This is a genomic window from Microbacterium hominis NBRC 15708, from assembly GCF_001592125.1.
Taxonomy (GTDB): Bacteria; Actinomycetota; Actinomycetes; order Actinomycetales; family Microbacteriaceae; genus Microbacterium; species Microbacterium hominis.
The window spans coordinates 188581-214369 of the sequence record NZ_BCWI01000002.1 but is presented as its reverse complement, the minus strand read 5'-3'; the positions used below and the strand labels follow the sequence as shown (position 1 = coordinate 214369).

Annotated in this window: 24 protein-coding genes; all 24 read left to right on the top strand. The window is 71.3% G+C overall.

Annotation, left to right across the window (positions count from 1 at the left end; translation table 11 throughout):
• Window positions 1–2: 2 nt before the first annotated feature.
• The 24 genes from MHO01S_RS04580 to rplX all read left to right on the top strand — a co-directional run bounded on the left by MHO01S_RS04580 (window position 3) and on the right by rplX (window position 25789).
• Entirely contained in the window at window positions 3–1151 is a 1149-nt protein-coding gene (locus MHO01S_RS04580; RefSeq protein WP_060958400.1) for a serine/threonine-protein kinase, read from the top strand.
• Window positions 1148–7090, top strand: a complete 5943-nt coding sequence (locus MHO01S_RS04575; RefSeq protein WP_061781887.1) for an Ig-like domain-containing protein — start codon at window positions 1148–1150, stop codon at window positions 7088–7090. Before MHO01S_RS04580 ends, MHO01S_RS04575 begins: the two co-directional genes overlap by 4 nt.
• A 17-nt stretch (window positions 7091–7107) precedes the next feature.
• The gene (locus MHO01S_RS04570; RefSeq protein ID WP_061781886.1) at window positions 7108–8073 is read left to right on the top strand and encodes an AAA family ATPase; all 966 of its coding nucleotides are present in this window, start codon (window positions 7108–7110) and stop codon (window positions 8071–8073) included.
• The gene (locus MHO01S_RS04565; RefSeq protein ID WP_082808026.1) at window positions 8070–9446 is read left to right on the top strand and encodes a DUF58 domain-containing protein; all 1377 of its coding nucleotides are present in this window, start codon (window positions 8070–8072) and stop codon (window positions 9444–9446) included. The genes MHO01S_RS04570 and MHO01S_RS04565 overlap by 4 nt, the downstream gene beginning before the upstream one ends.
• Window positions 9443–11893: a transglutaminase domain-containing protein gene (locus tag MHO01S_RS04560; protein ID WP_061781885.1), complete on the top strand. Its 2451-nt coding sequence runs from the start codon at window positions 9443–9445 to the stop codon at window positions 11891–11893. Before MHO01S_RS04565 ends, MHO01S_RS04560 begins: the two co-directional genes overlap by 4 nt.
• Window positions 11890–13674 (top strand): DUF5684 domain-containing protein, encoded by a 1785-nt coding sequence (locus MHO01S_RS04555; protein ID WP_061781884.1) that lies wholly within the window; start codon window positions 11890–11892, stop codon window positions 13672–13674. Before MHO01S_RS04560 ends, MHO01S_RS04555 begins: the two co-directional genes overlap by 4 nt.
• A gap of 306 nt (window positions 13675–13980) precedes the next feature.
• Entirely contained in the window at window positions 13981–14349 is a 369-nt protein-coding gene (gene rpsL, locus MHO01S_RS04550; protein ID WP_017201609.1) for a 30S ribosomal protein S12, read from the top strand.
• A gap of 5 nt (window positions 14350–14354) precedes the next feature.
• Window positions 14355–14825: a 30S ribosomal protein S7 gene (gene rpsG, locus MHO01S_RS04545; RefSeq protein WP_005050524.1), complete on the top strand. Its 471-nt coding sequence runs from the start codon at window positions 14355–14357 to the stop codon at window positions 14823–14825.
• Window positions 14826–14946: 121 nt separating this feature from the next.
• Window positions 14947–17061, top strand: a complete 2115-nt coding sequence (fusA, locus tag MHO01S_RS04540; RefSeq protein ID WP_060960248.1) for an elongation factor G — start codon at window positions 14947–14949, stop codon at window positions 17059–17061.
• A 165-nt stretch (window positions 17062–17226) separates the two neighbouring features.
• Window positions 17227–18420, top strand: a complete 1194-nt coding sequence (gene tuf, locus MHO01S_RS04535; protein ID WP_060960249.1) for an elongation factor Tu — start codon at window positions 17227–17229, stop codon at window positions 18418–18420.
• A gap of 150 nt (window positions 18421–18570) precedes the next feature.
• A complete protein-coding gene (locus MHO01S_RS04530) occupies window positions 18571–18783 on the top strand; it encodes an Rv0909 family putative TA system antitoxin (RefSeq protein ID WP_060960346.1) in 213 nt (70 codons plus the stop codon).
• 887 nt (window positions 18784–19670) lie between these two features.
• Window positions 19671–19979 carry a 30S ribosomal protein S10 gene (gene rpsJ, locus MHO01S_RS04525; protein WP_005050520.1) on the top strand — a complete coding sequence of 103 codons (309 nt, stop codon included), beginning with the start codon at window positions 19671–19673 and terminating at the stop codon, window positions 19977–19979.
• 10 nt (window positions 19980–19989) lie between these two features.
• Complete coding sequence (gene rplC / locus MHO01S_RS04520) at window positions 19990–20649, top strand: 50S ribosomal protein L3 (protein ID WP_060960250.1); 660 nt, start codon at window positions 19990–19992, stop codon at window positions 20647–20649.
• A gap of 2 nt (window positions 20650–20651) precedes the next feature.
• Complete coding sequence (rplD, locus tag MHO01S_RS04515) at window positions 20652–21314, top strand: 50S ribosomal protein L4 (protein WP_060960251.1); 663 nt, start codon at window positions 20652–20654, stop codon at window positions 21312–21314.
• Window positions 21311–21613, top strand: a complete 303-nt coding sequence (rplW, locus tag MHO01S_RS04510; protein WP_060960252.1) for a 50S ribosomal protein L23 — start codon at window positions 21311–21313, stop codon at window positions 21611–21613. The genes rplD and rplW overlap by 4 nt, the downstream gene beginning before the upstream one ends.
• A gap of 24 nt (window positions 21614–21637) precedes the next feature.
• Window positions 21638–22477 (top strand): 50S ribosomal protein L2, encoded by an 840-nt coding sequence (rplB, locus tag MHO01S_RS04505; protein ID WP_060960253.1) that lies wholly within the window; start codon window positions 21638–21640, stop codon window positions 22475–22477.
• A gap of 12 nt (window positions 22478–22489) precedes the next feature.
• Complete coding sequence (gene rpsS / locus MHO01S_RS04500) at window positions 22490–22771, top strand: 30S ribosomal protein S19 (protein ID WP_005050512.1); 282 nt, start codon at window positions 22490–22492, stop codon at window positions 22769–22771.
• A 38-nt stretch (window positions 22772–22809) separates the two neighbouring features.
• Window positions 22810–23193, top strand: a complete 384-nt coding sequence (gene rplV / locus MHO01S_RS04495; protein ID WP_005050511.1) for a 50S ribosomal protein L22 — start codon at window positions 22810–22812, stop codon at window positions 23191–23193.
• Window positions 23193–23954, top strand: a complete 762-nt coding sequence (gene rpsC / locus MHO01S_RS04490) for a 30S ribosomal protein S3 (protein WP_005050510.1) — start codon at window positions 23193–23195, stop codon at window positions 23952–23954. The genes rplV and rpsC overlap by 1 nt, the downstream gene beginning before the upstream one ends.
• Complete coding sequence (gene rplP / locus MHO01S_RS04485) at window positions 23954–24373, top strand: 50S ribosomal protein L16 (RefSeq protein ID WP_016463572.1); 420 nt, start codon at window positions 23954–23956, stop codon at window positions 24371–24373. The genes rpsC and rplP overlap by 1 nt, the downstream gene beginning before the upstream one ends.
• Window positions 24373–24687 carry a 50S ribosomal protein L29 gene (rpmC, locus tag MHO01S_RS04480; protein WP_060960254.1) on the top strand — a complete coding sequence of 105 codons (315 nt, stop codon included), beginning with the start codon at window positions 24373–24375 and terminating at the stop codon, window positions 24685–24687. The genes rplP and rpmC overlap by 1 nt, the downstream gene beginning before the upstream one ends.
• The gene (gene rpsQ / locus MHO01S_RS04475) at window positions 24687–25052 is read left to right on the top strand and encodes a 30S ribosomal protein S17 (protein ID WP_060960255.1); all 366 of its coding nucleotides are present in this window, start codon (window positions 24687–24689) and stop codon (window positions 25050–25052) included. Before rpmC ends, rpsQ begins: the two co-directional genes overlap by 1 nt.
• Before the next feature lie 3 nt (window positions 25053–25055).
• Window positions 25056–25424: a 50S ribosomal protein L14 gene (gene rplN / locus MHO01S_RS04470; protein WP_018171454.1), complete on the top strand. Its 369-nt coding sequence runs from the start codon at window positions 25056–25058 to the stop codon at window positions 25422–25424.
• A gap of 5 nt (window positions 25425–25429) precedes the next feature.
• The gene (gene rplX, locus MHO01S_RS04465; protein WP_060960256.1) at window positions 25430–25789 is read left to right on the top strand and encodes a 50S ribosomal protein L24; all 360 of its coding nucleotides are present in this window, start codon (window positions 25430–25432) and stop codon (window positions 25787–25789) included.

Here is a 25789-nt window from a genome sequence, read left to right as displayed (position 1 = left end):
CCATGACGCGCAGGCTCCCGTCTGCGCCGCCGCAGCTGCCGGGGCTGGACTATGTGCGTCCACTGGGGTCCGGCGGTTTCGCCGACGTCTTCCTGTATCAGCAGGACATGCCCCGGCGCGCCGTCGCGGTGAAGGTGCTGCCGGCGGGGGAGCGCGATCCCGATCTGCTGCGCATGTTCAACGCCGAGGCCGACGTGCTCGCGCATCTGTCCGCGCATCCCGCCATCGTGACCGTCTACCAGGCGGGCATCTCGGCCGACGGGCGCCCGTACATCGTCATGGAGTACTGCCCCGGCTCGCTCGCCCAGCGCTACCGCATCGAGCGGATGCCGGTCGACGAGGTGATGGCGGTCGCCGTGCGCCTGGCGGGAGCGCTGGAGTCCGCGCACCGGGCGGGGCTCATCCACCGCGACATCAAGCCGAGCAACATCCTCGTCACGAGCTTCGGGTCGGCGGTCCTGGCCGACTTCGGCATCTCGTCGTCGCTGCAGCGCAGCGCGGCCTCCGATGTGCTCGCGATGTCGATCCCGTGGAGCGCGCCCGAGGTCGTCGCCGAGCACAGCGGCGGCACGATCGCGAGCGAGGTGTGGAGCCTCGGCGCGACCGTGTACTCCCTGCTCGCCGGGCACAGCCCGTTCGAGCGTCGCGAGAAGGAGCAGAACACCCGCGAGCTCATGCGGCGCCGCATCGCTCGCGCGACCTTCGTCCCGATCCCGCGCCCCGACGTCCCCGACGCGCTGCAGCAGGTGCTCGCGACGGCCATGACCCGCGATCCCGACCGTCGCTACGCGTCGGCGAGCGCGTTCGGTGAAGCCATCCGCGACGTGCAGCGGTCGGTCGGACTCGCGCCGACGCCGCTGGAGGTGCCGACCCAGGAGTGGATGCCGGCATCCGACGCCGTCGACTTCACCGACGTGTCCGCGCGCGGCCCGGCCCGCAGCCGCGTGGCGGAGGGCCGGCGCCGTGTTCCGACGGATGCCGTCGCGCGCCGCACCCCCAGCGCCGAGGACGACGCGACCGGGCTCAGCGCCTCGGAGCCGCGCAGGTTGTGGTCCCCGCGCGTGATCGTGCTCTCCGTGGTCGGCGCGATCGTCGCGGTGGGCGGGCTCCTCGCCGCCGGGGCCGCACTGTGGACGGTGATCGGCCCATGAAACGCGGGACGGTCGTGGGCCTCGCCGCCGCGGGCGCGGCGCTGGCGCTCATCGCCGGCGTGAGCGTGGTCTGGCCGGGCCTGGACGCCCAGCGCACGCCGCCGCGTCAGACCACGGCGTGGGTGCTGCAGGCCGACTCCCTGCGCTATGCCCGCGTGAACACCGCGATCGGCGAGATCGATACCGTGCGCGCCGTCAGCAACCCGAGCCGGATCGTCGGCGCCGCCGATGCCGCCTACATGTTCACCGACAGCGACGCGAAGGTCGTGCGGATCGACGACGCCGCGCCGATCGATCTCGATGCGGACGGCCTGCGCTCGGCGACGGCGGCGCCGGCGGGGACCGCCGACATGGACGCCTCCGGCGACATCGTCGCCTATCGCACCGACGCGGGGACGGTGTTCGTGGGCAGCCTGTCGGCGGGACCGGCGGCGGCGGTCGACGTGGCGGCCTCGGTGGCGGTGGCCGCCGAATCGGGCGGCACGGTCTTCAGCTATTCCGCGAGTGCCGGCACGGTGGCACGCATCGACGCCGCCACCGGGAGCGTCCTGGCCACCGACACCGTCGCGGCCACGGTGGAGCGGCCCGTGCTCACGGGCGCAGGCGACGACTGGGTGCTCGTGGAGACGGGCGGGGCGGACGCGGGGCGGTTCTGGACGCGCGGCGGGAGCGGACGCGTGCCGATCGCCGGAGCGACGGTGGTGGGGCGCGCGTCGGCCGACGGCGACGCGGTGTACGTCGCCGACGAGTCCGGGCTCGTGCGCATCCCGGTGTCGGGCGACGGCGCGGAGCGGGTGTTCGGTGACAGCACGACCTCGCGCGGCACGCCGGCGCGCCCCGTCGTCCGCGAGGGCGTCGTGAGCGCGGCGTGGCTCGGCGAGGGCACGCGTGGCGGCACGCTGTGGACCTCGACCGGCGCGGACGTGCCGCTGGACTACGCCGGGCAGGGGCTCGGATCGCAGCGCCGACCGGTGTTCGTGGATGCCGGCGACGGCGTCGTCCTCAACGACGCCCGATCCGGGTGGGTGTGGTCGGTGCCCGACGGGCGGCTCCTTCCGTCGAGTCAGAACTGGGACATCGAGGACGACGTCCAGACCGCCCCGAAGACGAACGACCAGAAGCCGCCGCCGGTCATCGACCCGCGTCCGCCGGTGGCCCAGGACGATGCCTTCGGGGTGCGCCCCGGGGCTCTCGTGAGCCTGCCGGTGCTGCTGAACGACCACGATCCCAACGACGACGTGCTCGCCGTCGATCCGGCATCCGTCACGGGGCTGGACCCGGCCTTCGGAACGGTGACGACCACCGACGACCGCCAGCGCCTGGCGGTGCGGGTCGCGCCGGGGGCGTCGGGGGCCGCCGCCTTCTCCTACGCCGTCACCGACGGGACCACCGCCGACGGGCTGCTGTCGCCGCCGGCGACCGTGACGCTGCGGGCGGTCTCCGACGAGGACAACTCCGCCCCGGTCTGGTGCGGCGTGGAGGCGTGCCGGCAGGACTGGCCGAGCCCGGAGGTGGCCCCCGGCGGAACCGTCAGCGTGCCCGTCCTCGGCGACTGGGTGGATCCCGAGGGCGATCCCGTGCTCCTGCTGTCGGCGACCGATGACTCCGGGCTCGGGCAGGTCGCCACGACGCCCGAGGGCGATGTCGTCTTCCAGCACCACGACACGGGCGTCGAGGGCGAGCAGGCCGCGTCGGTCACGGTGACCGTGGCCGACGTCCGCGGCGCCACGGCGACGCGGCAGCTCGTGATCCGCATCCGCGACGACGCGCAGCCGGTCGTGCAGTCGTTCGCCGTCGTCGACGTGGCCGGCTCGCGCGTGTCGGTGGACGTCGCGCCGCACGTGACCGGCACGGCGGGTGACCTCACCCTCACGGCGGCGCGCGTGCTCGACGACGCCGCCGCGACGGCGACGGTCGTCGGCGGCTCGACGACGTTCGACTTCGCCGCGGCATCCCCGGGCGCCTACCGCGTGGCCGTCACCGTCTCGGCGGGCGGACGCGAGGCGACCGGCACGGTGCGCCTCACACTCCTGGATGCCGCGGGCGCCGCGAACCTGTCGACCGCGCCGGTCGTCGCCTTCGTCCGGCCGCAGGCGGATGCGACGGTGGACGTGCTGGCCGCGGTGACCAACCCGACGCGGCGCGTGCTGCTGCTGAGCGATCCGGTCATCCGTCCGGCGACCGGAGCGTCGCTGTCCGCCGACATCGTGGCCCAGAGTCAGCTGCGGGTGTCGGGGACGACGCCCTCGGGCGCGTCGGGGCTGCTCGGCACCGTCTCGTACCGCGTCGGCGACGGGACGACCGACGACGGGTCGTCGGTGATCGGCGAGGCCACCGTGTACCTGCTGCCCCCCGCCGACGAGCAGGCGCCGATCGCGGTCGATGACCGTGTGGTCGTCCGCGCCGGCTCGCAGATCGACATCCCGGTGCTCGACAACGACGTCGCCGCCGTCGGGACCCGGCCGCGGCTGGACCCCGAGTCGATCGTCTCGTCGAGCCCCGACGCCCTCGCCTTCGCGGCCGGGGACGTGCTGCGCTACCTGGCGCCGACGACGCCGGGCGATTACACCGTGGAGTACCGCGCGTTCACGACCGGGGCCCCGGCCCTCGGTGACATCGCGACGGTCCGGATCCGCGTCGCGGGCGACGAGAGCAACCGCGATCCGCTGCCGCGCACCCTGTCCGGCCGTGTGCTCAGCGGCCTGTCGACGACCATCCCGTTCAGCGGCTTCGGCATGGATCCCGACGGCGACGTCGTGCGGCTGGACCGCATCGTCGACCAGCCGGCGCACGGCTCCGCCGTGATCTCCGCGGACGGGGCGTCGATCGTCTACTCGAGCGTCGCCGGCAGTTCCGGGCAGGACTCCTTCACCTATCGCGTCGTCGACCCGTCGGGTCGGAGCGCCATCGGCACCGTGCGGGTGGGAGTGCTCGACGGCGAAGCCAGCCCCGCCCCCGTCACCTACACCGACTACGTGCAGGTGCAGGCCGGTGACGGCAACGTCATCCGCGTGCATCCGCTCGCGAACGACATCGATCCCCTGCAGGGTCGTCTCACGCTGGAGCGCGTGCGCCCCGACGTGCCCGAGTTCGCGCTCGACGGCACGCCGACCGCCGAGTTCGCGCGGCTGCAGGATCGGATCGTCGCGCAGAGCGAGGACGCGCTGACGATCGCCGCCGGCGCCTCGCCGGGGACGATGTCGTTCCTGTACGACGTCGTCTCCTCGTCGGGCAACACCGCCCGCGGCCTCATCGTCGTGAAGGTGGTCGCCCAGCGCGTCGCCGACTTCCCGGTCGTCTCCGACACCGTGCTCAGCGCCGACGGGCGCGACGACCTGGCCCGCGGCATCGACGTGCTCGCCGGCAAGGCGGTGTGGTCCGGCGGCGACACGGCCGAGCTCACGGTCGGGCTGTGGGGCGCCCCGGCCGGGATCACCGTCGACGGCACCCGCCTGCGCGGCAGCGTGGACGACGGCGCGCACCTCATCGCGTTCTCGGTCACCGGCCCCACCGCGGCCGGACCGGTGACCACCTACGCGTTCCTGCGGATCCCCGCTGTCGCCGACGCCCCGCTCACCCTCCGGCCGGGGTCGCCGCCGTTGACGGTGGGGGAGAACGCGCAGGCCGACGTCGACGTCAGCACGCTCGTCGCGGTGCCGCGCGGGCGCACGCTCGAGATGTCCGACGAGGTGCGCGCCTCCGGTGCGCGTGCGGCCGCGACGTGCACGGTGGTGTCGGGCACGACGCTGCGCTACACCGCGGGCGCGGACGCCCCCTGGACCGACGCCTGCCTCGTGCCGGTCCGGCTGTCCGGCCAGTCGACGTGGACCGTGCTGTCGATCGCGGTCGTCGTCACCCCGCTCGACCCCCAGCCGCGGCTGTCGCCGGCGGCCCTCGAGGTCGCCCCCGGCGACACCCAGGTGTTCGACCTCGGCGCGATGACGACCTGGCAGGGCCGTCCCGAGGCGATCGTCTACCGGATCGACGGCACACCGGCATCCTTCGACGTGTCGTTGCAGGGCGCCCAGCTCGCCGTCCGCGGGCGCGACGCCGCCGTTCCCGGAACCGTCGAGGGCGTCGTGGTGCAGGTCGCCTCGCACCCGGGCGTCGCCCCCGCCCGCATCTCGCTCCGCGTCGGCGCCGCGCCCTCGACCCTCCCGCAGGGCGGCGCGGTGCAGCAGCAGTGCAGCCAGGCGGCCGGCAGCTCGTGCACGATCGACGTCATCGGGGCCAACGGCGAGGTCAACCCGCTGCCGAGCACGCCGTTGCAGGTGGTCGCGGTGGCGCCGGCGGCGGCGTGCACGGGGGTCACGTTCGCGGTCGTCTCGCCGACGAGCGTCGTCGCCAGCTGGACCGACGACGCGCCGGGTGCGGCCTGCGCGGCGAGCTTCACGGTCCGCGACGCGCAGGGGCGCCAGAGCGCGAGTGCGCGCGACGGGCGCATCCTCCTCGACCTGCAGGGCTTCCCCCGCGCGCCGGCCAGCGTCGCGCAGTCCGCGTATGCGGACGGCAGCCTCACGCTGCGGGTGGACCCCGGACCGGCGCAGGCCGCCTATCCGGCTCTCACCGGCTTCGAGGTGCGTCAGGGCGGGCAGCGGGTCGCGGTGTGCACTCCCCAGGGCATCTGCCCGCCGATCAGCGCGCCCAACGGCGAGCAGCGCTCCTACGAGGCGGTGGCCGTCAACGCCGTCGGCGCCTCGCTGACGTCGGTGCGCACCACCGCGTGGGCCTACGATCCGCCCGCCGCTCCGACGGGCGGGAGCGCCGTCCCCGTCGTGGCGGGCGCGGACGGCGGCGTCGCGGCGCTGACGCTCACCGGTGTGGATGCCGCCGACACCGGCGCACTGCAGATCTCGAGCCCCTCCGGCGAGACGCGCACGATCGCCGTCGCCGCCGATCAGACCCAGGTGTCCGTCCCGACGTTCCGCGTCGGCGCGAACACCGCGACGCCCGTCACGGTGACCCCGGTCTCCCGCTACGCCGTCCCTCCGGGCCTTCCCGGCCCCGCGATCGGGAGCATGACGGTGCAGGCCTACGGCATCGGCGCGCCCACCGGGGCGGCGCTGAGCCTGACGGCGGTGAACGTCGGCGGCGGCCGGGTCGACATCACCGCCGTCGGCACGGCGTCGCCGGGCGGCGACAACGCGCGCGTGCGCTACGGCATCGTGCGCGTGGACGGCCCGCCCGCCGCCGACGGTCCGGTCTCGGCGGACAGCTGTCGCACGAGCGAGGATGGCGCGCGGCGGGTCTTCGGCGACCTTCCGGACGGGCGGCTGTACACCTTCGTGCTCTGCGTCGAGTCCTGGTACGACGGGACGTCGTTCGGGCGGGCGACCGTCACGCAGCAGGTGCGCGCCACGCAGAGCGGCGCCGCGCCCACCGGCTACACCTTCGTGGTCGGGTCGACGGCCCACGTCAGCGGCAGCGGGAACGACGCCGGCCGGGCGACCTGGACGATCGATCAGACGCCGACCTCCCCCGAGACGCCGCCGAACGAGAACGACGTCGTCTTCCGGGGACTGCCGAGCAGCGTGTTCGACAAAGACCCCGGGATCGAGGTGCGCTACGAGCACAAGGACGGCTGGTGGCAGTCCGCCTGGGGGGCGGTGACCCCGGCGCCGGGCAGCGCCCCGTACCAGGTGCAGGCCTCGTGGACGCTCGGATCCTGCACGGGCGGAGCGACGCTCGAGCCCTCGGGCAGCTCGAGCGGCTCGCGCGCCGACATCGCCTTCGACGCCGCCGCCATCCGCTACTACGACCGCAACGACGCGCTCATCGCCCCCGGCGCCGACCCGTGGACGGTGCCGGCGGATGCCGCGCGCGTCGCCGGCATCCAGGTCGTCGTCGACTGGTCCGGCCAGGGCTGGAACCTGTCGCCGGCCACCGCAGAACTGTCCACCCGCTGCACGCCCTCCACCGCGCCCGACCCGGCCGGCTGACCCCCACGGAGTCCCCCATGACGATCACCACCGAGCAGGCGACCTGGTTCGCGCAGACGTTCGCGCAGCTCGCCGACAACGTCGAGCGCGCCGTCCTCGGCAAGCGCCACGTCGTCGAGCTCGTGCTCACGGCGATGCTGAGCGAGGGGCACGTGCTCATCGAGGACGTCCCGGGCACGGGCAAGACGTCGCTCGCGCGCGCGGTCGCGCAGTCGGTCCAGGGCACGACGACGCGCATCCAGTTCACGCCCGACCTCCTCCCGGGCGACATCACCGGTATCACCGTGTACGACCAGAAGACGGGGGCCTTCGACTTCCACGCCGGTCCGATCTTCGCCAACATCGTGCTCGCCGACGAGATCAACCGGGCGAGCCCCAAGACGCAGGCCGCCCTGCTGGAGGTCATGGAGGAGGGGCGCGTCACCATCGACGGCGTCTCGCGCACGGTCGGCGCGCCGTTCCTCGTGCTCGCCACGCAGAACCCCGTCGAGCAGGCCGGAACGTACCGGTTGCCCGAGGCGCAGCTCGACCGCTTCCTGCTGCGGACGGCGCTCGGCTACCCCGACCACGCGGCGACGGTCCGCATCCTCGACCGCGCCGCGGTGCCGATCGCGGACCTGCCCGCCGTGATCACCCCCGGCGCGCTGGTCGGGATGACGGAGCTCGCCGCCGACGTCTACGTCGACGCGCTCGTCCTGGACTACATCGCCCGGATGGTCGACGCGACGCGCGCCGCGGACGAGGTGCGCCTCGGGGTGAGCATCCGCGGCGCCCTCGCGCTCACGCGCGCGGCGCGGGCCAGCGCCGCCTCGCACGGCCGCACCTACGTCACCCCGGACGACGTGAAGCGTCTGGCGGTGCCGGTCCTCGCCCACCGCCTCATCCTGCACGCGGAGGCCGAGTTCGACGGGGTCACGCCCGAGGCCGTGGTCGGGCAGGTGCTGCTCGACGTCGCGCCGCCCACCCGCCGGGAGCCGGTGTGACGCTCGGCGACAGCCGCGCCCTGCCGGCCGAGTCGCGGCTCACCCGGACGTCGGCCGGGGGCCTCACCGGGGAGCGCACGGAGGTCACCGCGCGCCGCGGCCGTCGCCTCGTCGGCGCGGCGCTGCGGGCGTCGCGCGCGTGGACGACCGTGCGCGCCGGCGCGCACGTCGTGGTCCAGTGGGCGCGCGCGACCGTTCGTCCCGCGGGCGCGCTGGTGATCCTCGCCGCCACGGCGGGACTCGCCGCGGGCATCGTCTTCGGCTGGGTCGAGGCGATCGTCGCGGGTGTCGCGGCCCTGACGCTCCTGATCCTCGGCATCCCGTTCCTGCTGAACGCACGGGCGTACGAGGTGGGCCTCGTGCTCGACCGGCTGCGGGTCGTGGCCGGAACCCCCGCCCGGGCGACGGTCGAGGTGCGCAACGTCGGGTCGCGCACGGCCCTTCCGGGGCGCATCGACGTGCCGATCGGGGCGGGCCTGGTCGAGTTCGGCGTCCCGCTGCTCGCTCCCGGGGCGGTGTCGCGGCATGCCCTGGAGCTGCCCCCTCAGCGTCGCGGCGTCGTGCGCATCGGCCCCGCGACCACGATCCGCTCGGATCCCCTCGGCCTGCTGCGCCGGGAGCACGCGTTCGAGGAGGTGCAGGAGCTGTTCGTGCACCCCCGCACGGTCGCCGTCCCCTCGTCGAGCGCGGGCCTCATCCGCGACCTCGACGGCAGTGCCACGCGGCGGCTCGTCGACGCCGACATGTCCTTCCACGCCATCCGCGAGTATGCGCCCGGAGACGCCCGCCGCCAGATCCACTGGAAGTCGACCGCCAAGACCGGCCGGCTCATGGTGCGCCAGTACGAAGAGTCCCGGCGGTCGCGGATGGCGGTCGTGCTCGGCCTCGCGGCGGGCGAGTACGCCTCGGACGACGAGTTCGAGCTGGCCGTCAGCGCGGCCGGCTCCCTGGCCCTGCGCGCCGTGCACGACGCGCGCGACCTCGACATCGTCGTCGGTGCCGAGATCCCGCGCGTCGTCCGCGGCCGCCTCCGCGCGATCCGCCACATCCCCGCCGGCTCGCCGCGCGTGGTCCTGGACGGCTTCAGCGGCGTCGAGCGCCTCACCGAGACGATGTCCTTCCCCGAGGTCTGTCGCCTCACCGCGGAGGCGAACGAGCGGCTGTCCGTCGTCGTCCTCGTGGCGGGCTCCGGGGTGGGGCTGGCGACGCTGCGTCTGGCGGCCCTCGCCTTCCCCGCGGATGCCGCGGTGATCGCGGTCGTCTGCGACGAGCGCGCGCATCCGCGCACGCAGGCGGCCGGTCCGCTGACCGTGCTCACGATCGGCACGATCGAGGACCTCGCCGGGCTGCTGCTGAGAGGCGCACGCTCATGAGGATCGTCGCCGGCGGGATCTACGCGCTCGTGGCGGTGGTGCTCGCCGCGGTGGCGGCCTGGCCCCTCTACCGCTCGCCGGCCTTCCTGCTGCTCGTCGCCGTCGCCGCGGTGCTCGCGGCGGCCGTCGCGGCCCTCGTGGCGTGGCGGCGCTGGAGCGGGTGGGCCGCCGCGGGACTGCTCGCCGCGACGATCCTGATCGTGGGTGTACCGCTGGCCGTGCCGGCTCGCACCGGCTCCGCGGAGGACGTCGTGCACGGACTCGGCGAGCTGGGCGCCGGTGTGCTGTGGGGGTGGAAGGACCTGCTGACCGTGGAGCTGCCCGTCGGCTCCTACCGCAACCTCCTCGTCCCCGCGCTCGTCGTCTTCCTCGTCGGCACCGCCAGCGTGCTGCTGCTCTCTTGGCGCACCGATGCGCTCGCGGTCCTGGCCGTGCCGGTCGCCATCGCGATGGCGGCGTTCGGACTGCTGTTCGGGCGTGCCGAGGTGAGCGCGCCGCTCGTCGTCGGCGCGGTGACGCTCCGCGCACCGGTCGAGACGGCCGTGGGTGCGGGGGTCCTGCTCAGCGGCGTGCTGTGGCTGGCGTGGCGCACGCGCGACGGGCGGCGGCGCGCCCTGCGTCGTGCGGCCGACGACGCGGGCGCGCGCCTCGGTGCGGCGCCGCCCCGCGGGCGAGGGCCCGCGTTGCGGCGTGCGGCGCTGGGGGCCGGGATGGTCGCGATCGCCACGGTCGTGGCGCTCGCCGTCCCCGCAGTCGCCGCCCCCGAACAGCGCGACGTGCTGCGCGGCGTGACCGGCCCGCGGGAGGAGATCTCGCGCGCGGTCAGCCCCCTGAGCTCGTACCGCGCCCTGTTCGCGGACGCGCGCATCGACGAGGAGCTCTTCCGCGTATCCGGCGAGGCCGTCCCCGATCGGGTGCGGCTGGCGGTCCTCGACGCCTACGACGGCGCCGTCTTCCGCACCGACGCCGCCGGCGATCCGTTCGTGCGCCTCGCGTCGGCGCGCCCGATGGCGGCCGGCGCCCCCGTGGACGCCGTCTTCTCGATCGGGGCGCTGGACGGGCTCTGGATGCCGTCGGCGGGCGTCGTGGCATCCGTCTCGTTCACGGGCCCGCGCGCCGGCGTGCTCGCCGACGGGTTCTACGTGAGCGACGCGCGCGACGCCGCTGTCGAGACGGCCCCCTGGCAGGACGGCGACGAGTACCGTCTGCGCGCCGCGGTGCCGCCGGCGCCGACGCTGGCCTCGGTGTCGGCGCCGGGCGGGCAGTCCGCCGCGAGCGGAGCGTCGGATGCCGCGGGCGGCGCGCCGGCGGCTCCGGCGAGCCTGCGTACGTGGGTGCAGCAGCACGCGACCGGCACGGGAGGCGCGGCCCTGGAGGGGCTCGTCGCCCTGCTGCGAGAGCGCGGCTACCTCAGCCATGCCCTCACGGGCCAGGACGGCGGCGCCGCCTGGATGCGCGAGCTGTCCGCCGCCGGCGGGTACCGCTTCGCCCCGAGCGCGTCGGGCCATTCGCTCGCTCGCATCGACGACATGTTCACGGCGCTGCTGGCCCGTGAGGCCGACCCGGCCGCCGCGGCATCCGATGACCTCGTGGCCGCCGTCGGCGACGACGAGCAGTTCTCCGTGGCCGTCGCGCTCATCGCCCGCGAGCTCGGCTTCCCGGCGCGGATCGTCGTGGGCACGCGTCTATCGTCGACCGATCCGGATGCCGCCGCGTGCACGGACGGGGTGTGCCGGGCCGGCGACGTGTCGGCCTGGGTCGAGGTGCGCGCGTCGACGGGGGAGTGGATCCCCGTCGACGTGACCCCGCAGCACACCCGCCCCCCGCAGCGCGAGGTGACGGAGCAGCCCGACCCGCAGATCGCGACCTCCGTGCGTCCCGACGGCGTCGACGAGGTGCAGCCGCAGCGTCCCGCGCAGGAGGACACCGCCGCCCCCGCCGACCGCTCCGACGCTCTGGATCTGCGCGGACTGTGGACCGCGCTGGGCGTCGCCGGCGGTGTGCTCGCGGTCCTGCTGGTGCTGGCGGGGCCCTTCCTCGCGATCGTGATCGCCAAGGCCGTGCGCCGTCGCCGCCGCCGGCGGCAGGAGGTTCCGGCCGCGCGCATCGCGGGCGGATGGGACGAGTACCTGGATGCCGCGACCGACGCGCGCCGTCCGCTGCCGGCCGCCGCGACGCGCACCGAGATCGCCGCCGCGCTGTCGCGCCCGTCCGCCGGCGGCCTCGCGCGCGCCGCGGACGAAGCGGTGTTCTCTGCGCGCGTGATCGACGCGGACGAGGCCGATGCGTTCTGGCGGATCGTCGACGAGGAACGCACCGCGCTCGCACCGACCCGGTGGCGCCGGCTCCGTGCGGCCGTATCGTTGAGATCGTTCGTCCCGCGATCGTTCCGGTCACACTTCGAGAGGGGGAGTCGCGCGGCATCCCGCCCGCGGCGCACCGCATGAACGCACCCATCGGCGACTCCGTCGGCGCCCTGTTGGGCCTGGTCGCCGTCGGCGTCGGGCTCGCCCTGTACGTCTGGACGGCCCTGGCGCTCGCGGCGATGTTCCGGAAGATGGGCGACGAGGCCTGGAAGGGCTGGGTGCCGTTCTTCAATCAGGCGACGGTGCTGGCGTGGGGCGGCTTCAGTCCGTGGCTGATCCTGCTCCTGCTCGTCCCAGTCCTCGGCCCCGTCGCGGTCTGGGTGCTGCTGATCGTCGCCGCGCACCGCATCAACCCCGGATTCGGGTACGGCGCCGGCATGACCGTGGTCTCCGCCGTGCTGTTCGTCGTCTGGGCGAGCATCCTCGGCTTCGGTCCGGCCCGCTGGCTGGGTGCCCGCGCCGGGGGATCGCGTTCCGAGGGCGCGTCGCGCGCCGCCACCCTCGGCGGCGTCTTCGCCGCCGAGTCGGCATCGCCCGCGCCGGTCGTGGTCTCCGTGCTGCCGACGGGGCCGTTCGTCCCGGAGCCGCCGTTGGCCGCGCCCACGGATGCCGCCGCCCCGGATGCCGACCCCGCGCGCGGCCGCGCGGACGCCGACGTGGACGAGGCCGACGACGACCTGGTCCGCCTGTTCGCGCCGCCGCCCTCCGCACCGGCCGCGCAGTGGACCCCGCCCGACACGACGACCGCGCCGCCGGAGTCCGCGGCGTCCGTCCTCGACGACCGCCCGGCGGATGCCCCGCTCGTCCCGGGTGCGTCGGTCGCGGATGCCCCGGCGGCCTCCCCCGAGCCCGCCGCCGCGGAGGGCCCGTCGCCCGCCGCCTCCCCGCCGCCGGCGGCCACGCGCCCCGCGGCGCCCGCGCCCGTGTCCGCCGCGGCCGTCGTCGCCTCGTCCGCCGAGGCCGGCCCTCCCTCCGACGACGACGCATGGCCGTCGGAGATCGATGACGTCTCGGCGATCGCTCCGTCGCCGTTCCCGCCGAGCTCGGGCGCCGGGTGGCGCCACGCGATGCCGCCGGTGACCGAGGACGCCCCCATCGACTTCGTGCCGGGCCGGCGCAGCACGGCGCTGCCGTCGCCGTCGGAGCAGGCGGCCGCGCCGGCGGACGCGCCCGTCCAGCGCGTCTCGGCGGCGGAGGCGGCGGCCCGTGCCGCCGTGCCCGAGCCCGCGCCCGCCCGCCGTGCGGAGCCCGAGGCCGCGACGGATGCCGCCCCGCCGGCCGCCGCCCGGCCGTCCGCGGAGGCGCCGGAACCCGAGCTGCGCCGCGCCCGCCCGTGGCCGGCGTTCGCGGTCGCCCCGAACGAGCCCGACGGGTTCCCGGAGCTGTCGGGAGAGGTCTCCGCGGTCATCGGCTCGCCCGCCGCCGGGTCGCCCCGTTCGGCCGCGGGCGCCGTCGCCGCCCAGCACCGCCGCGGGGACTCGGGCGACGACGACCTCGATCAGACGATCATCACGCGCCGGGCCCGCAAGCCCACCTGGCAGCTGGTGCCGGTCTCCGGCGCTCCCGTGCCGATCACCTCGGACATCGTCATCCTGGGGCGCCGACCCTCCGGCGACGCCGCCTTCCCGCGGGCGCAGCTGGTCGCGGTGCCGGGGGAGGCGCTCACCGTCTCGAAGACGCATGCGCGCCTCGAACGCCACGACGACGTGTGGACCATCACCGATCTGGCCTCGACCAACGGCGTGCTCGTGCGCACGCTGATGGGCGAGGAGGTCGAGGTCGAACCCGGATCGAAGATCGACGCCGGCGAGCGCTTCTTCCTGGGCGACGAAGAGTTCCATCTGCAGCGTCTCGATCACTGAGCGGGGGCCCGCGCGACGGCATCCGTGGGCCGTGCGGCGACTCACCGGGCGCGTTTGCCCGAGTTCGTCATACGGCGTAGTATTGACCGGGTGTGCGCGTATGCGCGCCCTCCGCCGTGCCACGGCCTGCGGAGGGGGCGGGTGCACACAGCGGGACCGGTCTGCGAACAGGCCGCCCCCACGGCATATCCACCACACACGCTCGGCACACCGCCGCGCCGGTGGATCTGTGGTGAAACCACCATCGCTGTCACCGTGCAGCACCCGTGCGGACGAGAAGACCGCACGGACTTACGAGGAGAGAACGTGCCAACCATTCAGCAGTTGGTTCGCAAGGGTCGCTCGCCGAAGGTCACCAAGACCAAGGCTCCCGCCCTGAAGTCGAACCCCCAGCAGGCGGGTGTCTGCACCCGCGTCTACACGACCACGCCCAAGAAGCCGAACTCGGCCATGCGCAAGGTCGCCCGTGTGAAGCTCCGCAACGGCACCGAGGTCACGGCCTACATCCCGGGTGAGGGCCACAACCTGCAGGAGCACTCGCTCGTGCTCGTCCGTGGAGGCCGTGTCAAGGACCTCCCCGGTGTCCGCTACAAGATCGTTCGCGGCGCCCTGGACACCCAGGCCGTCAAGAACCGCAAGCAGGCCCGTAGCCGCTACGGCGCCAAGAAGGGCTGAGTCCGATGCCTCGCAAGGGACCCGCACCTCGCCGCGTCGTCGTCAACGACCCGGTCTACGGTGCTCCGATCGTCACCCAGCTGGTGAACAAGATCCTCGTCGACGGCAAGAAGTCGCTCGCCGAGTCGATCGTCTACAACGCCCTCAAGGGCGTCGAGGCCAAGAACGGCCAGGATGCCGTCGCCACGCTCAAGAAGGCGCTCGACAACGTCCGCCCCACCCTCGAGGTCAAGAGCCGCCGCGTCGGTGGCTCGACCTACCAGGTGCCGGTCGAGGTCAAGCCGCACCGCGCGAACACCCTCGCGCTGCGCTGGCTCGTCAGCTACGCGAAGGGTCGTCGTGAGAAGACGATGACCGAGCGTCTGCAGAACGAGATCCTCGACGCCTCGAACGGCCTCGGTGCCGCGGTCAAGCGCCGCGAGGACACCCACAAGATGGCCGAGTCGAACCGCGCCTTCGCGCACTACCGCTGGTAACGCGTTTCGACTCGCTGCGCTCGCTCAACGACCGGCGGGGCCCACCCCCCCGGTCGTTGAGCGAGGCTCGCAGAGCCGAGTCGAAACGTCCGCAACCCGAAACCACACGTAAGGACACCCCGTGGCACAAGAAGTGCTCACCGACCTCAACAAGGTCCGCAACATCGGCATCATGGCGCACATCGATGCCGGCAAGACGACGACGACCGAGCGCATCCTGTTCTACACGGGTGTCAACCACAAGCTGGGCGAGACCCACGACGGCGCCTCGACCACCGACTGGATGGAGCAGGAGAAGGAGCGCGGCATCACGATCACGTCGGCCGCCGTCACCTGCTTCTGGAACAAGCACCAGATCAACATCATCGACACCCCGGGCCACGTGGACTTCACGGTCGAGGTGGAGCGCTCGCTCCGCGTCCTCGACGGCGCGGTCGCCGTCTTCGACGGCAAGGAGGGCGTCGAGCCCCAGTCCGAGACCGTCTGGCGTCAGGCCGACAAGTACGACGTGCCCCGCATCTGCTTCGTCAACAAGATGGACAAGCTGGGCGCCGACTTCTACTTCACCGTCGACACCATCGTGAACCGCCTCGGTGCCAAGCCGCTCGTGCTGCAGCTGCCGATCGGTGCCGAGAACGACTTCGTCGGCGTCATCGACCTCGTCGAGATGCGTGCCCTGGTGTGGCCCGGCGACGCCAAGGGTGATGTCACCATGGGCGCCAAGTACGAGGTCCAGGAGATCCCGGCCGACCTGGCCGACCGCGCGGCCGAGTACCGCGAGAAGCTGCTCGAGACGGTCGCCGAGACCGACGAGGCGCTGCTCGAGAAGTACTTCGGCGGCGAGGAGCTCACGCTCGCCGAGATCAAGGGCGCGATCCGCAAGCTCACCGTCGGCGGCGAGCTGTACCCCGTGCTCTGCGGCTCGGCGTTCAAGAACCGCGGCGTCCAGCCGATGCTGGACGCGGTCGTCGACTACCTGCCGTCGCCCCTGGACGTGCCCGCCATCGAGGCGCACGACCCCAAGGACGAGGAGAAGGTCATCGAGCGTCACCCCGACGCCAACGACCCGTTCGCCGCGCTCGCGTTCAAGGTGGCGGTGCACCCGTTCTTCGGTCGCCTCACCTACATCCGCGTGTACTCCGGTCACCTCGACTCCGGCGCCCAGGTCATCAACTCGACCAAGGGCAAGAAGGAGCGCATCGGGAAGATCTTCCAGATGCACGCCAACAAGGAGAACCCGGTCGACTCGGTCACCGCGGGCAACATCTACGCCGTGATCGGCCTCAAGGACACCACCACCGGTGACACCCTGGCCGACCCCGCCGAGCCCGTCGTCCTCGAGTCGATGACCTTCCCCGAGCCGGTCATCGAGGTCGCCATCGAGCCGAAGACCAAGGCCGACCAGGAGAAGCTGGGCACCGCGATCCAGAAGCTGGCCGAAGAGGACCCGACCTTCCGCACCGAGCTCAACCCCGAGACCGGTCAGACGGTCATCAAGGGCATGGGCGAGCTGCACCTCGACATCCTCGTGGACCGCATGAAGCGCGAGTTCAAGGTCGAGGCCAACGTCGGCAAGCCCCAGGTGGCCTACCGCGAGACGATCAAGAAGGCCGTCGAGCGCCACGACTACACCCACAAGAAGCAGACCGGTGGGTCGGGCCAGTTCGCGAAGATCCAGTTCGCGCTCGAGCCCCTCGAGGTCACGGCCGACAAGACGTACGAGTTCGAGAACAAGGTCACCGGTGGCCGTATCCCGCGCGAGTACATCGAGCCGACCAACCAGGGCTTCCAGGACGCGATGAACGTCGGCGTGCTCGCCGGCTACCCCATCGTGGGCGTCAAGGCGATCCTGCTCGACGGTGCATCGCACGACGTCGACTCGTCCGAGATGGCGTTCAAGATCGCCGGCTCGATGGGCTTCAAGGAGGCCGTCCGCAAGGCCGCCCCCGCCATCCTCGAGCCGCTGATGGCCGTCGAGGTGCGCACGCCCGAGGAGTACATGGGCGACGTCATCGGCGACCTCAACTCGCGTCGTGGCCAGATCCAGTCGATGGAGGACGGCTCGGGCATCAAGATCGTCCGCGCGCTCGTCCCGCTGTCGGAGATGTTCGGCTACATCGGCGACCTGCGCTCGAAGACCTCGGGCCGGGCCGTGTACTCGATGGAGTTCGACTCGTACGCCGAGGTCCCCAAGGCCGTCGCCGACGAGATCGTCCAGAAGAACAAGGGCGAGTAACGCTCTGGATGCCGTGCGCAGGGCCGTCTGCGCAGACGGCCCCGCGCACAGCATCCGCACAAACTGAATACAGACCCAGTCGTCTAGACTGACACCCATCCCCGTAGAGCACCGGTCGCAATCCAGCGCCCGGAACCTCTACACGAATGTCCTGAGGAGGACCCAGTGGCCAAGGCCAAGTTCGAGCGGACCAAGCCGCACGTCAACATCGGAACGATCGGTCACGTCGACCACGGCAAGACCACGCTCACCGCTGCCATCTCGAAGGTGCTCGCCGACAAGTACCCGTCGGCGACCAACGTGCAGCGTGACTTCGCGTCGATCGACTCGGCTCCCGAAGAGCGTCAGCGTGGTATCACGATCAACATCTCGCACGTCGAGTACGAGACCCCGAAGCGCCACTACGCGCACGTCGACGCGCCCGGCCACGCCGACTACATCAAGAACATGATCACCGGTGCCGCTCAGATGGACGGCGCGATCCTCGTGGTCGCCGCCACCGACGGCCCGATGGCGCAGACGCGTGAGCACGTCCTGCTCGCCAAGCAGGTCGGCGTGCCCTACCTGCTCGTCGCGCTCAACAAGAGCGACATGGTCGACGACGAGGAGATCCTGGAGCTCGTCGAGCTCGAGGTCCGTGAGCTCCTCAGCTCGCAGGACTTCGACGGCGACAACGCCCCCGTCGTGCGCGTCTCGGGCCTGAAGGCTCTCGAGGGCGACGAGAAGTGGGTCGAGTCGATCGTCGAGCTGATGAACGCCGTCGACGAGTCCATCCCGGACCCGGTGCGCGACAAGGACAAGCCGTTCCTCATGCCCATCGAGGACGTCTTCACGATCACCGGCCGTGGCACGGTCGTCACGGGCCGCGCCGAGCGTGGCACGCTGGCGATCAACTCCGAGGTCGAGATCGTCGGCATCCGCCCGACGCAGAAGACGATCGTCACCGGTATCGAGATGTTCCACAAGCAGCTCGACGAGGCCTGGGCCGGCGAGAACTGTGGTCTGCTCCTGCGCGGCACCAAGCGTGACGACGTCGAGCGTGGTCAGGTCGTCGTCAAGCCGGGTTCGGTCACGCCGCACACCGACTTCGAGGGCACCGCGTACATCCTCTCCAAGGAGGAGGGTGGCCGTCACAACCCGTTCTTCACGAACTACCGCCCGCAGTTCTACTTCCGCACCACCGACGTCACCGGCGTCATCACGCTGCCCGAGGGCACCGAGATGGTCATGCCCGGCGACACCACGGAGATGTCGGTCGAGCTGATCCAGCCGATCGCCATGGAAGAGGGCCTCGGCTTCGCGATCCGTGAGGGTGGCCGCACCGTCGGTGCCGGTACCGTCACCAAGATCCTGAAGTAAGCACTTCGCACCGACGACGCCTCCGGGAGCCTCGCGCTCCCGGAGGCGTCGTCGTTTCCGGGGGTCCGCCCCCTATTGCTCGACGTCGTCTGCGGCCAGAATGGCAGCGAGCGCGCCCGCGCCGCATCGATCGACGAAGAGGGGACGGCCATGGGGCTGGATGACATCGTGAATCAGGGGAAGCAGTTCCTCGAGCAGAACAAGGACAAGATCGACGAGGTGATCCACTCCGACAAGGCGGAGGAGGTCAGCGACAGCGTCCTCGACGCCGCGGCCGACTTCGTCAAGAAGGTCGCCCCGGACCAGTTCGACGCGAAGGTCGACGAGGTGCGCGACCAGGTCGACGGCGCCATCGGCAACTGAGTTCGAGAAGGGTCGGATGCCACGGCATCCGACCCTTCGTCGTGCCGTGTCGAAAACGAGATCAAAACCGACTTGACGCCGGGACCCGGACCGCTTAGCGTCGACCTTGGTCAGTACGACGCCGGGGGGCTGAGACCGACTGGACGAACTGTGGGGGTTCGTTCCGCCGCACCACGCAGAGAATGCGTGTGTGCACGGTGACAGGTTGTGGGGGCATGAGCGCTGCTCGTGGATTTATGGGGGACGTTCGGGGGACCCGAGCACACTCGCCGCGGTACGGGATCTCCGGCCGCGCGCCTCTCGCTCCTGCCGGCGATGGACGAATCGCCGTCGACGTGGATGCCGGGGGGCTTCCGCGTCGACGCCGTCCGCGCCGTGGCGTCGTCCTCGATGCCGCGCGTCCGCGTCGGGGGGACGCGGCGCGCTGAGACCCGGGACGCGTGATCGGGGGGTCGCGCGTCCCGCGGAGACCGGGAGGGGTGGGCTTTCCCCAAGGGCCCACCCCTCCCCTTTTTTGTGCCCTGATGCGGCGCCCGCGGACGGATGCCGAGGCCGCGCGCCGTGCGCGACACGCCCGGGTTTGCGACACGCCCGGGAGGCACGTAGACTAGACCAGTTCCACATTCCTGCGTGCGCGAAAGCGCGGCGCGGGATCACTGCCAGGGCAGTGCATAGGCGGCGCATCCTCTCCACGAGAACGCGCAGTGACCTAGGCCGCGGGCAGCAGAACACGACAATCCGACTCCACCCGGAAACGGGATCCGTGCGCGTGCGCGCGGCGGTCGGGACTGACATCAGAACAGTGGTGCGCAAGTGCCCGGCACAACCCTGTGCCCTGTGCGTCCAATGCCCCCGAGGTACGACGCGAGAAAGAGAGTGAGCAGACAATGGCGGGACAGAAGATCCGCATTCGCCTGAAGTCGTATGACCACGAGGTCATCGACACGTCGGCGCGCAAGATCGTCGACACGGTGACCCGCGCAGGCGCCACCGTCGTGGGCCCCGTGCCCCTTCCGACCGAGAAGAACGTCGTGTGCGTCATCCGGTCGCCCCACAAGTACAAGGACAGCCGCGAGCACTTCGAGATGCGCACCCACAAGCGTCTGATCGACATCATCGACCCGACGCCCAAGGCCGTCGACTCGCTGATGCGCCTCGACCTCCCGGCCGACGTCAACATCGAGATCAAGCTCTGAGGTCCCGGTCATGGCACACATCAACGAAAAGGTTTCCAAGGGCCTGCTCGGCACGAAGCTCGGCATGACCCAGGTCTGGGACGAGAACGGCAAGCTCGTTCCCGTCACCGTCATCGAGGTGGCCCCCAACGTGGTCACCCAGGTGCGCACGCCGGAGCGCGACGGCTACAACGCCGTCCAGATCGCCTACGGCCAGATCGACCCGCGCAAGGTCAACCAGCCCCTGACGGCCCACTTCGAGGCCGCCGGCGTGACCCCTCGCCGCCACCTCACCGAGGTGCGCACCGCGGATGCCGCTGACTACTCACTCGGTCAGGAGCTCACCGTGGACGCCACCTTCGAGGCCGGCCAGCTGGTCGACGTCGTCGGCACCAGCAAGGGCAAGGGCACCGCGGGTGTCATGAAGCGCCACAACTTCAAGGGCGTCTCCGCCTCGCACGGTGCGCACCGCAACCACCGCAAGCCCGGCTCGATCGGCGCCTCGTCGACGCCGAGCCGCGTCTTCAAGGGCATGCGCATGGCCGGCCGTATGGGTGGCGAGCGCGTGACCGTCCTCAACCTCACGGTGCACGCCGTCGACGCCGAGAAGGGTCTGCTGCTCGTCAAGGGCGCCGTCCCCGGTGCGCGCGGCCGCATCGTCTACGTCCGCAACGCAGTGAAGGGTGCCTGATCATGGCTGACTCGACTCTCGCGCTCGACGTCCACAGCCCCAACGGCAAGAAGGCCGGCTCGGTCGAGCTGCCCGCCGCGCTGTTCGACGTCAAGACGAACATCCCCCTCATCCACCAGGTCGTCGTGGCGCAGCTCGCCGCGGCTCGCCAGGGCACGCACTCGACCAAGCGTCGTGGCGAGGTCTCGGGTGCCGGCCGCAAGCCCTTCAAGCAGAAGGGCACGGGTAACGCCCGTCAGGGCTCGATCCGCGCGCCGCACATGACCGGTGGTGGCATCGTCCACGGCCCGAAGCCGCGCGACTACGCCCAGCGCACCCCCAAGAAGATGATCGCCGCCGCCCTGCTGGGCGCGCTGAGCGACCGTGCTCGCGGTGGCCGCCTCCACGTCGTCGACTCGTTCGGCATCGAGGGCGCCCCGTCGACCAAGGCCGCTGCGGCCGTCCTCGCCGAGCTCGCGCCGACCAAGAACGTCCTGGTCGTCATCGAGCGCGGCGACGAGCTGAGCGTCAAGAGCGTGCGCAACCTCGCGTACGTCCACGTGCTCACGTTCGACCAGCTGAACGCCTACGACGTTCTCGTCTCCGACGACATCGTCTTCACCAAGGCCGCCTACGACGCGTTCGTCGCGTCGAAGAGCGCCACCACCGAGGAGGTCTCGGCATGAACGTCTCCGTCAACAAGGACCCGCGCGACATCATCCTGAAGCCGGTCGTCTCGGAGAAGAGCTACGGGCTCATCGACGAGGGCAAGTACACCTTCCTGGTGGACCCGCGCGCCTCGAAGACCGAGATCAAGCTCGCGATCGAGAAGATCTTCGGCGTCAAGGTCGCCGCGGTCAACACGCTCAACCGCACGGGCAAGGCCCGCCGCACCCGCTTCGGCACCGGCAAGCGCAAGGACACCAAGCGCGCCATCGTCACGCTGAAGTCGGGCACCATCGACATCTTCACGGCCGTCGGCTGACAGCTGGGATAGAGGACAACCAACATGGCTATTCGCAAGTACAAGCCCACGACCCCGGGTCGCCGCGGTTCGTCGGTGGCAGACTTCGCCGAGATCACGCGATCGACGCCTGAGAAGTCGCTGCTGCGCCCGCTGTCGAAGACCGGTGGCCGCAACAACCAGGGCCGCATCACCACCCGCCACATCGGTGGCGGCCACAAGCGCCAGTACCGTGTCATCGACTTCCGTCGCAACGACAAGGACGGCGTCGACGCCAAGGTCGCTCACATTGAGTACGACCCCAACCGCACCGCGCGCATCGCGCTGCTGCACTACGTGGACGGCGAGAAGCGTTACATCCTCGCGCCGAACAAGCTGCAGCAGGGCGACGTCGTCGAGTCCGGTCCGGGCGCCGACATCAAGCCGGGCAACAACCTGCCGCTGAAGAACATCCCCACCGGTACGGTCATCCACGCCATCGAGCTCCGCCCCGGCGGCGGCGCGAAGATGGCGCGCTCGGCCGGCGCCTCGGTGCGTCTGGTCGCCAAGGACGGCCCCTACGCGCAGCTCCGTCTGCCGTCGGGCGAGATCCGCAACGTCGACGCGCGCTGCCGCGCCACGATCGGCGAGGTCGGCAACGCCGAGCAGTCCAACATCAACTGGGGCAAGGCCGGCCGCAAGCGCTGGAAGGGCGTGCGCCCGACCGTCCGTGGTGTCGCGATGAACCCGGTCGACCACCCGCACGGTGGTGGTGAGGGCAAGACGTCCGGTGGACGTCACCCCGTCTCTCCTTGGGGCCAGGCTGAGGGTCGCACCCGCCACGCCAACAAGGAAAGCGACAAGTACATCGTCCGCCGTCGCAACGCCGGCAAGAAGCGCAAGTAGGAGTAGAGGAAGATGCCTCGCAGCCTGAAGAAGGGCCCCTTCGTCGACGAGCACCTGCTTCGCAAGGTCGTCTCGCAGAACGATGCCGGCACCAAGAACGTCATCAAGACCTGGTCGCGCCGTTCGATGATCATCCCCGCCATGCTGGGACACACCATCGCCGTGCACGACGGACGCAAGCACATCCCCGTGTTCGTGTCCGAGACCATGGTCGGTCACAAGCTGGGCGAGTTCGCGCCCACCCGCACCTTCCGCGGCCACGAGAAGGACGACAAGAAGGGTCGCCGCCGCTGACGCGGTGGCGTTCCAGAGAGGACTAGAGGAGGAGAGAAATGGTGGAATCCATCGCACGCGTCAAGCACATCCGCGTGACCCCTCAGAAGGCTCGTCGTGTCGTCGCGCTGATCAAGGGCAAGCAGGCTCAGGAGGCCCTGGCCATCCTGAAGTTCGCCCCGCAGGCTGCCAGTGAGCCGATCTACAAGCTCGTGGAGTCGGCGATCGCCAACGCCCGGGTGAAGGCCGACAAGGACAGCGAGTTCCTGGACGAGCAGGACCTGTACGTGGCCAACGCGTACGTGGACGAGGGGTCGACGCTCAAGCGCTTCCGCCCCCGCGCCCAGGGTCGTGCCTTCCAGATCAAGAAGCGCACGAGCCACATCACCATCCAGCTCGCGACCCCCGAGGTTGCCGAGACCAGCAAGAAGGCGAGCAAGTAATGGGACAGAAGGTCAACCCCTACGGCTTCCGCCTCGGCATCACCACGGACCACGTGTCGCGTTGGTTCTCCGACTCCACGAAGCCGGGACAGCGTTACGCCGACTACGTGGCCGAGGACATCAAGATCCGCAAGCTCCTGCAGACGCAGCTGGACCGCGCCGGCGTGAGCGGCATCGAGATCGAGCGCACGCGTGACCGCGTCCGCGTCGACATCCACACCGCCCGCCCGGGCATCGTGATCGGTCGCCGCGGCGCCGAGGCCGAGCGCATCCGCGCCGACCTCGAGAAGCTCACCGGCAAGCAGATCCAGCTGAACATCCTCGAGGTCAAGAACCCCGAGGCCGACGCCCAGCTGGTCGCCCAGGGCATCGCCGAGCAGCTCTCCGCCCGCGTGGCGTTCCGCCGCGCGATGCGCAAGGGCCTGCAGGGCGCGCAGCGCGCCGGTGCCAAGGGCATCCGCATCCAGGTCTCCGGCCGCCTCGGCGGCGCGGAGATGAGCCGCTCGGAGTTCTACCGCGAGGGTCGTGTGCCGCTGCACACGCTGCGCGCGAACATCGACTACGGCTTCTACGAGGCCAAGACCACCTTCGGCCGCATCGGCGTGAAGGTCTGGATCTACAAGGGCGACCTCACCAACAAGGAGCTCGCGCGCGAGCAGGCGAACGCGCCGAAGGCACCCCGCGGTCGTGACGACCGTGGTGGCGACCGTCGTCGCGCGCCCCGCAACGAGGCGCCCGTCGCAGAAGGAGCATCGGCATAATGCTTATTCCCCGTAAGGTCAAGTACCGCAAGCAGCACCACCCGGGCCGCGCGGGCCAGGCCACCGGCGGCACGAAGGTCTCCTTCGGCGAGTTCGGCATCCAGGCCCTCACCCCCGCGTACGTGACGAACCGTCAGATCGAGTCCGCTCGTATCGCGATGACCCGTCACATCAAGCGCGGTGGCAAGGTGTGGATCAACATCTACCCCGACCGTCCGCTCACCAAGAAGCCGGCCGAAACCCGCATGGGTTCCGGTAAGGGTTCGCCGGAGTGGTGGGTCGCCAACGTCAAGCCGGGTCGCGTCCTCTTCGAGGTCGCGGGCGTCAACGAGCAGCTCGCTCGTGAGGCCCTCACCCGTGCAATCCACAAGCTGCCCCTGAAGGCACGCATCATCAAGCGCGAGGAGGGCGACGCGTAATGGCCGTCGGAACCAAGACGCTCGCTCCCAGCGAGCTGGACACGTTCGAGGACCAGCGCCTCGTCGAGGAGCTGCGCAAGGCCAAGGAAGAGCTGTTCAACCTGCGCTTCCAGTCGGCCACGGGCCAGCTCGAGAGCCACGGCCGCATCCGCGCCGTCAAGCGCGACATCGCGCGGCTCTACACCGTGATCCGCGAGCGCGAGCTGGGCATCCGTGCCACGCCTGCGCCCGTCGAGGTCGCGACCAAGGCGAAGAAGACCAAGGCCAAGAAGGCGGATGACGCTGCCGAGGCCACGAAGGAAGAGGCCGAGTGATGGCTGAGACCACCGAGAAGAAGGCCGCCAAGAAGGCGCCGGCCGCCGAGGCCGTCGTCGAGGCGCCCGTCGCCGGTCACGAGTCGGCTGCGCACGACGTGCGCGACGCCGACGCCCGTGGCTACCGCAAGTCGCGTCGTGGCTACGTCGTGAGCGACAAAATGGACAAGACGATCGTCGTCGAGGTCGAGGACCGCGTGAAGCACCCGCTCTACGGCAAGGTCATCCGCCGCACGTCGAAGGTCAAGGCCCACGACGAGCAGAACAGCGCCGGCATCGGCGACCTCGTGCTCATCAACGAGACCCGGCCGCTGAGCGCCACCAAGCGGTGGCGCCTGGTCGAGATCCTCGAGAAGGCGAAGTAAGAAATGATCCAGACTGAGTCCCGCCTCAAGGTCGCCGACAACACCGGCGCCAAGGAGCTGCTCACGATCCGCGTGCTCGGCGGCTCCAACCGCCGCTACGCCGGTCTCGGCGACATCATCGTCGCGACCGTCAAGGACGCGATCCCCGGCGGCAACGTCAAGAAGGGCGACGTGGTCAAGGCCGTCGTCGTCCGTACCGTCAAGCAGACCCGTCGTGCCGACGGTTCGTACATCAAGTTCGACGAGAACGCCGCCGTCATCCTGAAGAACGACGGGGAGCCCCGCGGCACCCGCATCTTCGGACCGGTCGGTCGTGAGCTTCGCGACAAGAAGTTCATGAAGATCGTCTCGCTCGCACCGGAGGTGATCTGACCCTCATGGCCAAGATCAAGAAGGGTGACCTGGTTCAGGTCATCACTGGCAAGAAGCAGGACAAGGGCGGCGACCGCGGCAAGCAGGGCAAGGTTCTCGACGTCATCGTCGAGCAGAACCGTGTCATCGTCGAGGGCGTCAACTACGTCACGAAGCACAACCGTGTGGGCCAGTCCCAGCGCGGCACCAAGACGGGCGGCATCGAGACGATGGAAGCCCCGATCCACATCTCCAACGTCGCCCTCGTCGACCCCTCGACCAAGAAGCCGACCAAGGTCGGTCACCGTGTCGAGGAGCAGACGAAGGACGGCGTGAAGCGCACCGTCCGTGTGCGCTACGCGAAGAAGAGCGGCAAGGACCTCTGA

Coding starts and splice junctions, on each gene's coding strand:
- MHO01S_RS04580 (WP_060958400.1), top strand. CDS start 3: ATGACGCGCAGGCTCCCGTCTGCGCCGCCGCAGCTGCCGGGGCTGGAC.
- MHO01S_RS04575 (WP_061781887.1), top strand. CDS start 1,148: ATGAAACGCGGGACGGTCGTGGGCCTCGCCGCCGCGGGCGCGGCGCTG.
- MHO01S_RS04570 (WP_061781886.1), top strand. CDS start 7,108: ATGACGATCACCACCGAGCAGGCGACCTGGTTCGCGCAGACGTTCGCG.
- MHO01S_RS04560 (WP_061781885.1), top strand. CDS start 9,443: ATGAGGATCGTCGCCGGCGGGATCTACGCGCTCGTGGCGGTGGTGCTC.
- MHO01S_RS04555 (WP_061781884.1), top strand. CDS start 11,890: ATGAACGCACCCATCGGCGACTCCGTCGGCGCCCTGTTGGGCCTGGTC.
- rpsG (WP_005050524.1), top strand. CDS start 14,355: ATGCCTCGCAAGGGACCCGCACCTCGCCGCGTCGTCGTCAACGACCCG.
- MHO01S_RS04530 (WP_060960346.1), top strand. CDS start 18,571: ATGGGGCTGGATGACATCGTGAATCAGGGGAAGCAGTTCCTCGAGCAG.
- rpsJ (WP_005050520.1), top strand. CDS start 19,671: ATGGCGGGACAGAAGATCCGCATTCGCCTGAAGTCGTATGACCACGAG.
- rplC (WP_060960250.1), top strand. CDS start 19,990: ATGGCACACATCAACGAAAAGGTTTCCAAGGGCCTGCTCGGCACGAAG.
- rplD (WP_060960251.1), top strand. CDS start 20,652: ATGGCTGACTCGACTCTCGCGCTCGACGTCCACAGCCCCAACGGCAAG.
- rplW (WP_060960252.1), top strand. CDS start 21,311: ATGAACGTCTCCGTCAACAAGGACCCGCGCGACATCATCCTGAAGCCG.
- rplB (WP_060960253.1), top strand. CDS start 21,638: ATGGCTATTCGCAAGTACAAGCCCACGACCCCGGGTCGCCGCGGTTCG.
- rpsS (WP_005050512.1), top strand. CDS start 22,490: ATGCCTCGCAGCCTGAAGAAGGGCCCCTTCGTCGACGAGCACCTGCTT.
- rplV (WP_005050511.1), top strand. CDS start 22,810: ATGGTGGAATCCATCGCACGCGTCAAGCACATCCGCGTGACCCCTCAG.
- rpsC (WP_005050510.1), top strand. CDS start 23,193: ATGGGACAGAAGGTCAACCCCTACGGCTTCCGCCTCGGCATCACCACG.
- rplP (WP_016463572.1), top strand. CDS start 23,954: ATGCTTATTCCCCGTAAGGTCAAGTACCGCAAGCAGCACCACCCGGGC.
- rpmC (WP_060960254.1), top strand. CDS start 24,373: ATGGCCGTCGGAACCAAGACGCTCGCTCCCAGCGAGCTGGACACGTTC.
- rpsQ (WP_060960255.1), top strand. CDS start 24,687: ATGGCTGAGACCACCGAGAAGAAGGCCGCCAAGAAGGCGCCGGCCGCC.
- rplN (WP_018171454.1), top strand. CDS start 25,056: ATGATCCAGACTGAGTCCCGCCTCAAGGTCGCCGACAACACCGGCGCC.
- rplX (WP_060960256.1), top strand. CDS start 25,430: ATGGCCAAGATCAAGAAGGGTGACCTGGTTCAGGTCATCACTGGCAAG.